This window comes from Sphingopyxis sp. (genome assembly GCF_016704835.1).
GTDB lineage: Bacteria > Pseudomonadota > Alphaproteobacteria > Sphingomonadales > Sphingomonadaceae > Sphingopyxis.
The window spans coordinates 63,156-77,156 of the sequence record NZ_JADIZJ010000021.1 but is presented as its reverse complement, the minus strand read 5'-3'; the positions used below and the strand labels follow the sequence as shown (position 1 = coordinate 77,156).

Sequence of the window (14,001 nt, the reverse complement as noted above, 5' to 3'; positions counted from 1 at the left end):
GAGGCGCATTTTCGCCTTGCACCGATCGCTTCGTCGCGTCCAAGGCGGCTTGATCAGCAAGGGGAGGGGCATAGGCCATGGATCTGGCACCCTATCGCAAACATCGGCGCATCCTGACCGCGAGTTTGGTCGGCACCGCGGTCGAATTTTACGATTTCTATATTTACGGTACCGCCGCGGCGCTGGTGTTCGGGCCGCTGTTCTTTCCGTCGGAATCACCCTCGGCGCAGCTGATGCTGAGCTTCATGAGCTTTGGCCTCGCGTTCTTTGCCCGGCCCGTCGGGGCTATCGTGTTCGGCCATTATGGCGACCGGATCGGACGCAAATCGACGCTGGTCGCTTCGCTGATGCTGATGGGCGTATCGACGCTGCTGATCGCCTTCCTGCCGACCTATGCGATGGTGGGCTGGGTTGCGCCGTTGTTGCTGTGCCTGTTGCGGTTCGGGCAAGGGTTCGGGTTGGGCGGCGAGTGGGGCGGCGCGGCACTGCTCGCGGTCGAGAATGCGCCGCCGGGATGGCGATCGCGGTTCGGGATGTTCCCGCAATTGGGGGCGCCGGTCGGCTTTGTCGCGGCCAACGGCTTGTTCCTTATGCTCGGCCTGTGGCTCAGCGACAGCGACTTTGCCGCCTGGGGCTGGCGGATTCCATTCCTGTTGTCGGCGGTGCTCGTCGGACTGGGGTTGTGGGTGCGGCTCAAGATCGGCGAGACGCCGGCCTTTGCCGACGCGCTGGCCCAGGAGGTGCCCGTCGCGGTGCCGATCGGCGAGCTGTTTCGCCACCATCTGGTCGTCACGCTGGCCGGTACCTTCGCCGTCGTGGCCTGTTTCGCGATCTTCTATCTCGCGACCTCGTTCGCGCTGGCGCACGGGACTACCGCGCTGGGGTATCCGAAGGAGCAGTTCCTGCTGATCCAGCTTGGCGCGATTCTGTTCATGGCGGTCGGGATCATCTTTGCCGGATACGCCAGCGATGCGTCGAGCCCGCACCGCGTATTGACCTGGGGATGCGGCGCGACTGTGCTGGTCGGTTTCCTGTTCGGACCGGCGCTGGCGTCGGGATCATGGCCCGTCGTCGGGCTGGGACTGGCGACGGCGCTGTTCGTGATGGGGCTGGTGTACGGCCCGCTCGGCGGCTGGCTGACCGGGCTGTTCCCGGTTCGCGTGCGCTATACCGGCGCGTCGGTGGCGTTCAACGCGGGCGGCATATTGGGCGGCGCGATGGCGCCGATCGTCGCGCAGGCGCTTGCCGAGCGAGGCGGAACCGAAATGGTCGGCCTCTATCTGGCGATCGCCGGGATCGTCAGCTGGATCGGCTTACGCCTGGTGCGCCCCGATACGGCGCCAGGCTAAACCCACTTGTCAGGCGAGGCGCAGCAACGTGAGCCGCGCCTTGCCGACCTTGCGATCGGCGTCGATGGCAAAGCCGGCCACCTCGACGTTTTCGCCATGTCCGGTTTCGACCGACACCCAGCTGTCAGCGCCGATCCAGCCGAGCCGGTGCAGCTTGTCGAGCGCGACGCTGGCGGCGCCGGTGCCGTACGGCGGGTCGAGCATCAACAGGTCAAAGGCGCGCGGTGCCGGGCCAAGGCCGAGCACCGATCCAGCGCGGACATCGGCCCGCGCGGCCGCGCCCAGGCTGGACAAATTGCCGCGCAGAACGTCGAGCGCGTCGCGGTCCTGCTCGGCGAACAGGCAGGTGGCGGCGCCGCGCGACAGCGCTTCGATGCCGAGTGCGCCCGATCCTGCGAACAGGTCGGCGATGACCAGTCCTTCAAAGCTGCCGAGGCGGCTCGTCAGCATCGAGAACAGGGTCTCGCGGGTGCGATCCGCAGTCGGGCGCGTCGCGTCGCCCTTGGGCGCCAGCAGCTTGCGGCCGCGCCATTCGCCTGAAATGACACGCATCGCCGTCAGCTCATATGCCGGCGGAATTTGAACAATTCGTCGCGCGGGACGACGTCAACTGCGCTCATGGGCAACCCGTCGAGTTCGAACGCGCCATAGCGGGTGCGGATCAGGCGGCTGACCTGCAGCCCGAAATGTTCGAGCACCTTGCGGACTTCGCGATTCTTGCCTTCGGTCAGCGTCATTTCGACCCACTGGTTGCGCCCGGTGCGGCGCTCCAGATTGGCGTCGATCTTGCCATAGGTAACGCCGTCGATCGTAATCCCCATCGCAAGTTCTTCGAGCTGTTCCTGGCTGATGTCCCCGAAGGCCCGAGCGCGATAGGTGCGCTCGACTCCGCTGGCAGGGAGTTCGAGTTGGCGTTTGAATTCGCCGTCGTTGGTCAGCAGCAGCAATCCCTCGGTGTTATAGTCGAGGCGGCCGACCGGCATCAGGCGCGGCAGATCCTTCGGCAACACGTCATAAATCGTCTTGCGCCCCTTCGGGTCGCGCGCCGCGGTGATGCATCCGGAAGGTTTGTGGAAACGATAGAGCCGGGTTGAGACGGGCTTGGCAACCGGGTTGCCATCGACGGTCAGCCCCTCAAGCGAGGTCAGCAGCGGCGCGGGCTGGACGACGACGACGCCGTTGAGCGCGATGCGGCCTTCCTCGACCATGCGTTCTACATCGCGCCGCGAGCCGACCCCGGCGCGCGCGAGCAGCTTGGCGATGCGCTGCGGGCCATCCTCGTCGCGCTCGGCGTCCGCCGGCTTGGCTTTGAGCGCGGAAGCGGCACCGCGCGCGGCGCGGCGGCCTTTCGGGGCGTCGCGGTCGCCAGCGGACTTGGGCGCTGAGCGCGGCGCGGCGCGGGGTGGTCGGCGGGTGGTCATGGGAACGGGTACGGCTTTCTTGTCGTTATGCAGGCAATAGTGTTGCCCTGTGGCCACGCTCATAGCCGGAAACGTGTCGCTTCGTCGATGGGAAGCCGAAGCAATCTTGCACGGCGACACAGAGCGCGTCATGGCGCCGTTAAAGGGAGACAATATGCTCTTCGCGTCCCGCCCGTCCTGCATCAAGCGGCTGCTGATCATCGAGGATGATCCGCTTGTCGCGTTCGATAATGAGCGGACGCTGAAACACAGCGGGTACAACATCGTCGCGACGGTCGATTCGGGTGAGGCGGCGGTGCCGATCATCGCCGACGAACAGATCGACGCGCTGGTGCTCGACTTGGGGCTCGCGGGGCATATGACCGGCCGTGAAGTCGCCCGCCTAGCGCGCGATCGCGGCATCGCGGTGCTGCTGGTGACGGGGCGGTGCCCGGACGACGCCGCCGACATTGCGATCGCCTGCCTGAGCAAACCGCATAGCGCTTCGGCGCTGGTCGCGGCGCTGCGCGCGGTCGAAACGATGACCTGCAAGAACAAGGCGCCGCGCAAGGTCAACGGGCTGTTGACCTATTGGCGACCCGAAGCCGCCTGAGCACGGCCAACCGATAAATCGCCGCTTCCAATTTGCCCGCGACGCTTTAGGCCAAACCATCAGCGTGATGGCATCCCGGAACGAGGATGCGGGGGAGCCTGTGCATGTCGATTGATCTGATCCGGTTTTTAATTTTTGTGGCGGTGCTTGTGGGGCTGGTGATCGTCGCCTTGTCGATTCCTGCTTTTCGCCCCTATCTGCGCAAGAACCCGATGGTCACGTTCCTGCTTGGCATATCGAGCGGCTTTCCGCTGACGTTGCTGATCGCAACGATGACCTTCTGGCTGGCGAAGGTTGGGATCGATACCGCGACTATCGGTTTTGCGGTCGCGCTGGGGATTCCCTACACGCTCAAATTCCTGTGGGCACCGCTTGTCGACAAGCTGCCGATTCCGTTTCTGACCAGCAGATTCGGTCAACGGCGCGGGTGGTTGTTCTTCATTCAGGTGCTGCTGTTCGTGGCAATCTGGCAATTGGGGGCGAGCAACCCGCAGCCAGGCGACATAAGCCAGTTCGCAATCTGCGCGCTGATCACCGCCTTCCTGTCGGCGACGCAGGATATCGTCATCGACGCGTATCGCATCGAAATCCTTGACAACGACGAGTTCGCGCATGGCATCGCGACGAACCAGTTCGGCTATCGCACCGGCAATCTGATCGCGGGCGCCGGGACGATCTATTTTGCGTCGAATGAAGGGCTCGGGCTGGGCTGGGCGACGGCTTATGGCTTGACGGCTTTCAGCATCGTTCCGGCTATTGTCGGCGCGCTGTGGGCGGGACCGGGCAAATTCGTCGATCGGTTCGCGCAGGCGTCGGGCATGAAGGCCGGGCAATGGCTGACAGAAGCCGTGGTCAATCCATTTCGCGAATTTTTGAGCCGTCACGGAGCGTTTCTGATCCTCGGCTTCGTGCTGGTGTACAAGGTCGGCGACGCAATGGGCCAAGCGATGCTGGGGCCGATGATCGTCGATCTGGGCTTTGCCGACCTGGACTATATTTCGGCCAACAAGCTGTGGGGCTTTGGTGCCTTGATCGTCGGCTCGGCGCTCGGTGCGCCGTTCCTGCTGTGGCTGGGGATGGGGCGTGCGCTGGTGATTTCGGGGCTGATGATGATGTTCTCGAACGTCATGTTCATGATCCTGGCCGCCACAGGCGATAATTACTGGATGATGGTCGCCGCTATCGTCACCGAAAATGTGACGAGCGGCATCGGCCTGACCGTGTTTGCCACCTATCTGTCAGGGCTGTCGAACATCGCTTATACCGCCACGCAGTTTGCGCTGCTGTCGTCGTTCGCCGGGGTCGGGCGTACATTCATGGCGGGACCGGCGGGCATCGTCGCGGAGAACTTTGGCTGGGTCTTTTCTGGGGATTTACCGTCGTCGCTGCGATCCCGGGCATGCTGCTGCTGTGGCTGCTGTGGAGCAAGGGCTATGTCGTCGAAGGCGTGCGGCAGGCCGAGGTGGTCGATGATCAGAAGCTGCGCCAACCGGTCGGGGCGATCCGCATTGCCGGGTTCGTGCTGGTGGTTGCGGGGCTGGTCGGGGTGTTGTTGTCGCAGCAGCTTCAACTTACGAGCTATGTGATGGCGTCGTCGATCCTCGCTTTTGCTGTTGGCGCCGTGCTGGCCTGGACCGGCAAGCCCGCGCGCACTGCCTAATCGGGCAGCTCGTCGTTGCGCAGCAAGACATCGCCAGCGAGATAGAGCGAACCGCAGACGAGAATGTCGGCAGCGGCACGGTGGTCGCCAATGAACGCCAGCGCCGCCGCCACGTCATCGCACGGCTGCGCGTCCGCGATTCCCAACTCGCTTTGGACCCAATTGCAAAGATCTTTGGAATCATGATGCTCATGACCCGGGATCGGCACCGCCTGAAACGACGCAATCGTGTCGGCGAAAGGACGCAGGAAGCCCATGGCGTCCTTGTTGCTCAGCAAGCCGCAGACGATGTGCAGCGGCGGTTGATCGGCCAGCGCCATCGCCAGCGCCGCTCCCGCATCCGGATTATGTCCCCCGTCGAGCCAGATTGTTGTGCCGTCGGGCAGCAGCCTGGTCAGCGGACCACTGCCCAGCCGCTGCATTCGCCCGGGCCAGAAGGCCGCCGCAACACCCCTTACAATGTCATCGTCGGTGGGTTGCGGGTCAGGGGTGCTGCGCAGCATGGCAATCGCGAGACCCGCGTTGCGCATTTGATGCGCGCCCGCCATGCGCGATCGCAGGGTCGGCGCAATCGAGCCGCGCCTGGATTGCCAGCTGAAGCCGTCGGCGTGGGGGACGACTGACCAGGCTTCGCCCTCAGAAAAGAGCGTGCCGCCGACGGCAGCGGCGCGTTTACTGACGAGTTGCATGACGCAATCGGGATAGGCGAGCGTAGCGAGCGCTGCGCCGGGTTTGAAGATCCCGGTTTTTTCCCAGGCGATGCGTTGGATCGCCTCATCTGGCACGCCCTCATCGGGAGCCAGCAGGAACGCTTCATGATCGATGCCGAGCGAGGCGATGCCGCACACGGCGGGGGGCGGAATGATGTTGGTGGCGTCAAGGCGGCCGCCGAGCCCGACCTCGATAATGCAATCGTCAGCGGCAATACGCGCGAAGGCGAGAAAGGCGGCGGCGGTGGTGACCTCGAAGAAGCTGGCTTGCAGATCGTGCGCGACGTCGAGCACTTCGTCGAGCAGCGCCGCGAGCAGCGCGTCGTCGATCAGCGTTCCGGCGAGGCGGATGCGTTCGTTGAAGCGGACGAGGTGCGGGCTGGTGTAGCTGTGGACGCGGCGGCCCTGCGCTTCGAGGATCGCGCGGAGATAGGCGCAGGTCGAGCCTTTGCCGTTGGTGCCTGCGACGTGGAAGACGCGTGGCAGCTGGTTTTGCGGATTGCCGAGGCGGGCGCAGAGTTCGGCGATACGCTCAAGGCCCAGGATATCGCGGCCCGGCGATAGTGCGGCGAGGCGATCGAGTTGGGCCTGGACTTCGGTATCGGAGGAGTGGGCGTGGTCGGGCATTAGGTGCCTCAAAGAATTCCCTGATTGCGAGCGAAGTGAAGCAATTCAGAGCGGTTTACGGCTGCTCTGGATTGCCGCGTCCCTCGGATCAAGTCCGGGGTCCTCGCAATGACGATATTTGTGTACGTTAAGCCGCCTTTTCCGGCGCCAGATAGCCGATCAACCGCCCCAGCGTTTCCGGCAGCTCCTTGCGATGCACCACCATGTCGATCATCCCGTGATCGAGCAGATATTCGGCGCGCTGGAAGCCTTCGGGCAGTTTTTCGCGGATCGTATTTTCGATCACGCGCTGGCCGGCGAATCCGATCAGCGCCTTGGGTTCGCTGATCTGGACGTCGCCGAGCATCGCATAGCTGGCGGTCACGCCGCCGGTCGTCGGATCGGTGAGCAGCACGATATAGGGCAGGCCGGCGCGGCGAAGGCGGGCCAAGGCTACGGTAGCACGCGGCATCTGCATCAGCGACAGCGTGCCTTCCTGCATCCGCGCGCCGCCGGCGGCGGTGATCGCGATATAGGGGCAGCCGCGCTTGATCGCCTGTTCGACCCCGGCGACAAAGGCTTCGCCGACGGCGACGCCCATCGAGCCGCCCATGAAGGCGAAATCCTGGACGCCGACGACCGCGGGCTGGCTGCCAATGCGGCCGAATGCATTCTGATAGGCGTCGCGATCGCCGGTCTGGGCGCGCGCCGCCTTGATCCGGTCAACATATTTTTTGGTATCGCGGAATTTCAGCGGATCCTCGGGTGCCGCGGGGGCGGGCAGGATTTCGTGCTGACCGCCGTCGAACAGCTGCGCAAAACGCTCGGTCGCGCCGATGCGGTCATGATGGTCGCAGCGCGGGCAGACGTTGAGATTGTCTTCCCATTCCTTGACGAACACCATCTGCTGGCACTGGCGGCATTTGTGCCACAGATTGTCGGCGGTATCGCGCTTCGCCGTGAAGGGCAGGGCATTGCGGACGCGGTCGAGCCAGCTCATGCGGCAATCTCCTTTGCACCGTGGATAGCAGCGGCAAGGCTGCGGGTGAAGGTTTCGATGTGGCGCGGCGCGTCGGCACCATGCTGCGCAACGATCTCGACGAGCGCCGAGCCGACGACGACGCCGTCGGCGACCCTGGCGATCTGTGCGGCCTGGTCGGGGGTGCGGACGCCGAAGCCGACCGCGATTGGCAGAGCAGTCTGGGCGCGAAGGCGTGCGACCGCTTCCTCGATGCTTGCCTGCGCCGCCTGTTGCAGTCCGGTGATCCCCGCAACGCTGACATAGTAAAGGAAACCGCCCGCGCCATCGAGCACCGCGGGCAGGCGCGCCACGTCGGTGGTCGGGGTGGCGAGGCGGATCTGGTCAACCCCGGCGGCGCGCAGCGCGGGGCCAAGGCTGTCGTCTTCCTCGAACGGAATATCGACGCAGATCACGCCATCGACGCCCGCATCCTGGCAGGCCGCGGCAAACCAGTCGGCACCGCGCCGGGTCATCGGGTTCGCATAACCCATCAGCACGAGTGGGATGTCGGGATGGCGCGCACGAAAGCCTTTGGCGATTGCAAATATGTCCGCGGTCTTCGTGCCCGCGGCAAAACTGCGCAGATTGGCCGCCTGGATCGCCGGTCCGTCGGCCATCGGATCGGTGAACGGCATGCCGAGTTCGATCACATCGGCGCCCCCCGCGACGAGCGCGTCGAGGATGGCGGCGGTGTGGCCGTCACCCGCGGTGACAAAGGTGACGAGCGCGGCATGAGGCTTGGTGAAGGCGGCAGCGAAGCGGCTCATATCTGCGTCCCCAGCGCCTCGGCGACGGTGAAGATGTCCTTGTCGCCACGCCCACACAGGTTGGCAACGATGATCGCGTCGCGGTCCATTTCCAGCGCCACCTTCGTAACGGCGGCGATCGCGTGCGCCGGTTCGAGCGCGGGGATGATGCCTTCGGTGCGGCAGAGCAGTTGAAAGGCGTCGAGCGCGTCTTTGTCGGTCGCGCTGGTGTAGTCTACGCGGCCAATGTCGCGCAGCCACGCATGTTCGGGGCCGATACCGGGATAATCGAGCCCGGCGCTGATCGAATGGGCTTCGTCGATCTGGCCGTCTTCGTCTTGAAGCAGGTAGGTGCGGTTGCCATGGAGGATGCCGGGCGAACCGCCCGCGAGGCTGGCGGCATGTTCCTTGTCGAGCCCATGGCCCGCAGCTTCGACGCCGAGCATCTTGACCGAGGGATCGTCAAGGAAGGGGTGGAACAGCCCAATCGCATTCGACCCACCGCCGATCGCGGCGACGAGCAGGTCGGGCAGGCGCCCGGTGCGTTCGAGCAATTGCGCGCGTGCTTCCTTACCGATCACGCTCTGAAAATCGCGAACAAGTTCGGGATAGGGGTGCGGGCCGGCGGCAGTACCGATGATGTAAAAGGTGTCGTGGACATTGGCGACCCAGTCGCGCAGCGCCTCGTTCATCGCGTCCTTCAGTGTCCGGGCGCCGCTTTCGACGCCGATCACCTCGGCGCCGAGCAGTTTCATGCGGAACACATTCGGCTGCTGCCGTTCCATGTCGCGCGCGCCCATGTAGATGACACACGGCAGGCCAAAGCGCGCGCAGACGGTCGCGGTCGCGACGCCGTGCTGACCTGCACCGGTTTCGGCGATGATCCGCGTCTTGCCCATGCGGCGCGCGAGCAGGATCTGCCCGATGCAATTGTTGATCTTGTGCGCGCCGGTGTGATTGAGTTCGTCGCGTTTGAACCAGATTTGCGCGCCCTTGCCCGCGGGGGCGTCCTTGCGCAGTTCATCGGTCAGCCGCTCGGCATAATAGAGCGGGCTGGGACGACCGACATAGTGGCTGAGCAGATCGTCGAATTCGGCTGCGAAGGCAGGGTCGTTCTGCGCGGCGCGATATTCGCGTTCGAGGTCGAGGACGAGCGGCATCAGCGTCTCGGCGACAAAGCGCCCACCGAAAATCCCGAAATGGCCGCGCGAGTCAGGTTGTTGGCGCAGGCTATTCGCGTGCGCGGGGGGCTGACTGCTAAAGCTGGTGGATTGGGTGCTCATGACCGCGCCGCTTTAAGGAAAGCGGCGATCTTGTCCACATCCTTCACGCCCGGGGCGCTTTCGACCCCGGATGACACATCGACCAGCGGCGCGCCGGTCGCAGCGATCGCTTCGGCGACGTTCGCAGGCGTCAGACCGCCCGCGACGCCCCAATCCATGGTGTGGCGATGATTCTTGAGCAGCGACCAGTCGAAGCGCGTGCCTGTGCCGCCGGGGAGCGCGGCTGCAGGGGCGTCGAAAAGGATACGGTCGGCGGCGCCCTGATACTTCTGTATCCGATCCAGCGTTCCAGCATCCTTCAGACCGACAGCTTTCCAAACCTGCGCGGGCGCCAGCCGCTTGACCACAGCAAGCCATTCGGGGCTTTCATTGCCATGGAACTGAATGATGTCGGGACGCACCGAGGCCAGCGCATCGGCGGTCAGTTGCTGCGGAGCGTTGACGAGCAGCAGTGCGACCTGGACGTGGCGGCCGGCGCGTTTGCGCAGTTCCGCTGCGGTCTTGAGATCGACGTGGCGCGGGCTCGGCTCGTAATGGACGAGGCCGATGTGGGTCGCGCCATGTGCGATGGCGGCGTCGACGGTCGCAGGGGTGGAAAGGCCACAGATTTTCACGAGTAGGGACATGTTACTGACTCAAGCTATCCGTTCGCATCGAGCAAAATCGAGATGCCCCTCGGCAATGCGTTGGTCCGATGGGTGTCTCGCCGTCGCTCGACACGAACGAGAAATGGGGAGGAGCTTACAGCGTCGCTTCGATTTCGCGCGCCGCGAGGTCGGGGTCGGGGGACTGACTGATCGGGCGGCCGACCACCAGGATCGAGGCGCCATCGGCCATCGCCTGTGCCGGAGTGACGACGCGTTTCTGGTCGCCCGCGCTGCCGTTCGAGGGGCGCACTCCAGGGACGACGAAGAAACCGCCTGGCCACGCCTTGCGCGCCGCTTTCACTTCCTGACCCGAGCAGACGATGCCGTCGAGCCCGGCTTCGCGCGCCAGTGCGGCGAGGCGGACGACCTGGTCGTGCGGAGTGCCGCCGATGCCGATGTCGTCGAGATCGGGCGCGTCGAGGCTGGTTAGCACGGTCACGGCGACCACCTTGGTGCTGAGCCCCGCCACGGCTTTCGCCTCTTCGAGCATCGCGCGGCCGCCAGCAGCATGCACGGTCAGTATTGCGGGTTCGAGCGGGCGCAGCGCCTGGATCGCCTTGGCGACGGTGTTGGGAATGTCGTGGAGCTTGAGGTCAAGGAAGATCGGCAGGCCGAGCTTCGCCATTTCATGGACGCCGTGATGACCGTTGGCGCAGAAGAATTCGAGCCCGAGCTTTAACCCGCCGACATGATGCCGAACCTTTTGCGCCAGCGCGACGGCGGCGTCGAGGTGCGGATTGTCGATGGCGAGATAAAGCGGCGAGCTCATGGAATATCCAGTGGCAGGGTTGGGGAGGCGGTTCCGGGGGCTGGCGCGGGGGCGGGCGCCACCACCGGCGCGGCCTCGACGGGGCGGTTGGCGAGCGCGCGCATATCGGCGAGCTGACGCTCGCTGGCGTCGAGACGGCGTTTGAGCGACCAACGGGTGGTGCGCAGCGCGATCCACATCGGCACGCTTCCGATCAGAAAGGATGCCAGGATCAGCACGGGCAATTTGGTGTCGAGCACCTGCCCCGGCCAGATGGTGACCGTGACGGCAAGCCAGTTCGCCATGGCAAAAATCACCAGCACGGCGGTCAGCAAGACCCAGATGATCGTCCGCAGAATTCCCACTATTCCATGCTCCTCTGTCGGTTGATGACGACCCTATGCCAGATTGGCGCGGCTTTCCAGTCCGGCTATGCCGCGCCGAAAACGCGATCGAAGATCGTGTCGACATGCTTCATATGATAGCCGAGGTCGAAAAGTTCCGTCAGCTGCGCCGCGGACAGGCGCGCAGTGACGTCCGCGTCGGCTTTGAGCAGTTCGAGCAGCGACAATTGGCCATCGCTTTCCCATACCCGCATCGCGTTACGCTGGACGAGCAGATAGCTGTCCTCGCGGCTGGCGCCGGCCTGCGTCAGCGCCAGCAGCACGCGCTGCGAATGGACAAGCCCGCCCATGCGATCGAGGTTTTTCTGCATCCGTTCAGGATAGATCAGCAGCTTGTCGATCACCCCGGTCAGGCGGCCGAGCGCGAAGTCGAGCGTGATCGTCGCATCGGGGCCGATGAAGCGTTCGACCGACGAATGGCTGATGTCGCGTTCGTGCCACAGCGCCACATTCTCGAGCGCCGGGACAACGGCGCTGCGTACCATGCGGGCGAGGCCGGTGAGGTTTTCGGTCAGAATCGGGTTGCGCTTGTGCGGCATGGCCGACGAGCCCTTTTGCCCCGGTGAGAAGTATTCCTCGGCCTCGAGCACTTCGGTGCGCTGAAGGTGGCGGACTTCCGTGGCGAGCCTTTCGATCGAGCCGGCTACGACGCCGAGGGTGGCAAAGAACATCGCGTGGCGATCGCGCGGGATGACCTGCGTCGATACCGGTTCGATGCTGAGGCCAAGCTTGGAAGCGACGTGCGCCTCGACGCGGGGGTCTATGTTGGCGAAGGTCCCCACGGCGCCCGAGATCGCGCAGGTGGCGATTTCGGCGCGGGCGGCGATCAGGCGCGCCTTGCAGCGATCAAACTCGGCATAGGCCTGCGCGAGTTTGAGTCCGAAAGTAACGGGTTCGGCGTGAATGCCGTGACTGCGGCCGATCGTCGGGGTCAGCTTATGTTCAAAGGCGCGGCGCTTGATCGCGGCAAGCAGCGCATCGAGATCGCCGATCAACAGGTCTGCCGCTTGCGCGAGCTGGACCGCAAGGCACGTGTCGAGGACGTCCGAGCTGGTCATCCCCTGATGCATGAAGCGCGCTTCTTCGCCGACATTTTCCGACACCCAGGTCAGAAAGGCGATGACGTCATGCTTGGTAACCGCTTCGATCGCGTCGATCGCTGCAACATCGATCACAGGTTTCGTCGCCCACCAATCCCACAGCGCTTTGGCGGCGGATTTGGGAACGGTTCCGAGCTCGGCGAGGGCATCGGTGGCGTGCGCTTCGATCGCGAACCAGATGGACAAGCGATTCTCGGCCGACCAGATCGCGGTCATTTCCGGCCTGGCGTAACGCGGAACCATTGAATTTCCTTCCTTTAAGGGCGCTCTGTCGCACAATCGCAGCGGAACCGTGACGGGCCGCCCCGTAGCAGGGACAAGGCGTTTCGCCAAATGCCGTGGTCGGGCAACCATGCCGGGACCCGGCGGTTGCTTAGATGCCCCATTAAAACAGGCGACGGGTCGCAAACACCCACAAAGTCGCCGCGAAAGGAGAAATTCTGTGTTGAAACAAATGCTTTTGATCGGCGCGGCGGCCGTGAGCTTCCCTGCGCTGGCGCAGACGACTCCCCCGCCGGGCGAGGAACCGGCACCGACCAGTCAGACGCCGCCCGCGCCCACCGATACCACAGCACCGGCGCCGGATGAAAAGCCCGCCGACAACGCCAATCCCACGGACGACACGGCCCCAACTGAGGACGCCATGCCGACCGACACGCCCCCGGCAGCCGAGCCGAACCCGCCGGCTGACCAGCCTGCTCCGGAACCCGAACCGACCCCCGAACCGGACCCGGAATAACATCCAACGAATAACTTAGGAGAACAACAATGTTGAAACAGATGCTTTTGATCGGCGCCGCTGCCGTAAGTTTCCCGGTGATCGCCCAGACGACCGCCCCCGCTGTGGATCCGGCTGCCCCGACGACGGCGACCGAACCGGCAACGATGCCCGATTCGACTATGCCGACTGAGCCGGCACCGGCACCGGCCCCTGATGCGTCGGCGCCCGCCCCCGCTGCATCGAGTCCCCCGGCAGCGACGGAGCCTGCACCTGCTGGCGCGGCAGCGTCGGCCACGCCGACCCAAATCGCGCAAATCGTCGATAAGGAATTTCCCACCTATGATGCTGATGCCAACGGCGATCTGAACAATGCGGAATTTGCGACGTGGATGAAGAAGCTGCGCGCCGCGACCGAGCCGGGCGTCGATCCCGAATCGGCCGAGGTGAAGACGTGGATTGGTCAGGCCTTTGCCGCCGCCGATGGCGACAAGTCGGGCGCGGTCAACAAGTCCGAACTGACCGGGTTCCTTACACGCGGCGCATAGTCAGCGTTACGCGGGGTGGTACAGCCGTCGGAGAAATCCGGCGGCTGTTTCTGTTTCGTCTTATAAAATCCCTATCGCCCGGAAACTGCAATCTTCCGATCCGCCGATGGCGATATGGTCGTGCAATGCTGTCCCCAGCCTGCTCGCGGCATCGTCGATTTCCCGGGTGATCGCCATATTCTGACGACTGGGTTCGGGGCTGCCGCTGGGGTGATTGTGGACGAGGATGATCGCCGACGTGCCAAGTTCAAGCGCGCGCTTGACGACGTCGCGGACATCGATGGCCGACTGTTCGATCGACCCTTTGCTCGCCAGTTCGTCGCGGATCGGCATGTTGCTCGAATTGAGATACAAGACGAGCACGCGCTCGATATCGATCGGTCCCATGTCGGCGCGCAGTCAGTCGAGCAGCGCGTCCCAACCCGACAAACGGTCTTGTCGCGAAATT

The 14,001-nt window shown here is 64.4% G+C and carries 16 protein-coding genes; 5 read left to right on the top strand and 11 right to left on the bottom strand.

From position 1 onward, the window contains the following. Positions 1 to 77: 77 nt before the first annotated feature. The gene (locus IPF76_RS15410) at positions 78 to 1,349 is read left to right on the top strand and encodes an MFS transporter (RefSeq protein ID WP_293845900.1); all 1,272 of its coding nucleotides are present in this window, start codon (positions 78 to 80) and stop codon (positions 1,347 to 1,349) included. A gap of 9 nt (positions 1,350 to 1,358) precedes the next feature. Here IPF76_RS15410 and rsmD read toward each other — a convergent pair whose 3' ends face one another. Together rsmD and IPF76_RS15400 are read right to left on the bottom strand one after the other, a co-directional pair. Beyond that, complete coding sequence (gene rsmD, locus IPF76_RS15405; protein WP_293845897.1) at positions 1,359 to 1,901, bottom strand: 16S rRNA (guanine(966)-N(2))-methyltransferase RsmD; 543 nt, start codon at positions 1,899 to 1,901, stop codon at positions 1,359 to 1,361. 5 nt (positions 1,902 to 1,906) lie between these two features. Further along, complete coding sequence (locus IPF76_RS15400) at positions 1,907 to 2,770, bottom strand: pseudouridine synthase (protein WP_293845894.1); 864 nt, start codon at positions 2,768 to 2,770, stop codon at positions 1,907 to 1,909. A 154-nt stretch (positions 2,771 to 2,924) separates the two neighbouring features. Here IPF76_RS15400 and IPF76_RS15395 point away from each other — a divergent pair, with 154 nt between their 5' ends. Then, on the top strand, positions 2,925 to 3,362 hold the full coding sequence (locus IPF76_RS15395; RefSeq protein WP_293845891.1) for a response regulator: 438 nt from the start codon (positions 2,925 to 2,927) through the stop codon (positions 3,360 to 3,362). Positions 3,363 to 3,466: 104 nt separating this feature from the next. After that, on the top strand, positions 3,467 to 4,948 hold the full coding sequence (locus IPF76_RS15390; RefSeq protein WP_293845888.1) for an MFS transporter: 1,482 nt from the start codon (positions 3,467 to 3,469) through the stop codon (positions 4,946 to 4,948). Positions 4,949 to 5,018: 70 nt separating this feature from the next. On the opposite strand, the gene IPF76_RS15385 is transcribed toward IPF76_RS15390, so the two are convergent. From IPF76_RS15385 to purB, 8 genes are all read right to left on the bottom strand, one after another. Then, on the bottom strand, positions 5,019 to 6,359 hold the full coding sequence (locus IPF76_RS15385; RefSeq protein ID WP_293845885.1) for a folylpolyglutamate synthase/dihydrofolate synthase family protein: 1,341 nt from the start codon (positions 6,357 to 6,359) through the stop codon (positions 5,019 to 5,021). 127 nt (positions 6,360 to 6,486) lie between these two features. After that, complete coding sequence (gene accD, locus IPF76_RS15380; protein ID WP_293845882.1) at positions 6,487 to 7,338, bottom strand: acetyl-CoA carboxylase, carboxyltransferase subunit beta; 852 nt, start codon at positions 7,336 to 7,338, stop codon at positions 6,487 to 6,489. Next, positions 7,335 to 8,126: a tryptophan synthase subunit alpha gene (gene trpA / locus IPF76_RS15375; RefSeq protein WP_293845879.1), complete on the bottom strand. Its 792-nt coding sequence runs from the start codon at positions 8,124 to 8,126 to the stop codon at positions 7,335 to 7,337. The genes accD and trpA overlap by 4 nt, the downstream gene beginning before the upstream one ends. After that, positions 8,123 to 9,388, bottom strand: coding sequence for a tryptophan synthase subunit beta (trpB, locus tag IPF76_RS15370; protein WP_293845877.1), 1,266 nt, complete (start codon positions 9,386 to 9,388; stop codon positions 8,123 to 8,125). The genes trpA and trpB overlap by 4 nt, the downstream gene beginning before the upstream one ends. Continuing rightward, positions 9,385 to 10,014, bottom strand: coding sequence for a phosphoribosylanthranilate isomerase (locus tag IPF76_RS15365; RefSeq protein WP_293845875.1), 630 nt, complete (start codon positions 10,012 to 10,014; stop codon positions 9,385 to 9,387). Before IPF76_RS15365 ends, trpB begins: the two co-directional genes overlap by 4 nt. 115 nt (positions 10,015 to 10,129) lie before the next feature. Beyond that, positions 10,130 to 10,804 (bottom strand): orotidine-5'-phosphate decarboxylase, encoded by a 675-nt coding sequence (pyrF, locus tag IPF76_RS15360; RefSeq protein ID WP_293845872.1) that lies wholly within the window; start codon positions 10,802 to 10,804, stop codon positions 10,130 to 10,132. Beyond that, a complete protein-coding gene (locus IPF76_RS15355) occupies positions 10,801 to 11,148 on the bottom strand; it encodes a LapA family protein (RefSeq protein ID WP_293845869.1) in 348 nt (115 codons plus the stop codon). Before IPF76_RS15355 ends, pyrF begins: the two co-directional genes overlap by 4 nt. A gap of 65 nt (positions 11,149 to 11,213) precedes the next feature. Beyond that, entirely contained in the window at positions 11,214 to 12,530 is a 1,317-nt protein-coding gene (gene purB / locus IPF76_RS15350; RefSeq protein ID WP_293845866.1) for an adenylosuccinate lyase, read from the bottom strand. Positions 12,531 to 12,732: 202 nt separating this feature from the next. On the opposite strand from purB, the gene IPF76_RS15345 reads away from it, so the two are divergent. Next, a complete protein-coding gene (locus IPF76_RS15345) occupies positions 12,733 to 13,026 on the top strand; it encodes a hypothetical protein (RefSeq protein ID WP_293845863.1) in 294 nt (97 codons plus the stop codon). A gap of 29 nt (positions 13,027 to 13,055) precedes the next feature. Then, on the top strand, positions 13,056 to 13,553 hold the full coding sequence (locus IPF76_RS15340; protein ID WP_293845860.1) for a calcium-binding protein: 498 nt from the start codon (positions 13,056 to 13,058) through the stop codon (positions 13,551 to 13,553). Positions 13,554 to 13,613: 60 nt separating this feature from the next. On the opposite strand, the gene IPF76_RS20965 is transcribed toward IPF76_RS15340, so the two are convergent. Beyond that, positions 13,614 to 13,940: a JAB domain-containing protein gene (locus tag IPF76_RS20965; RefSeq protein ID WP_366499734.1), complete on the bottom strand. Its 327-nt coding sequence runs from the start codon at positions 13,938 to 13,940 to the stop codon at positions 13,614 to 13,616. Between the last annotated feature and the right edge of the window lie 61 nt (positions 13,941 to 14,001).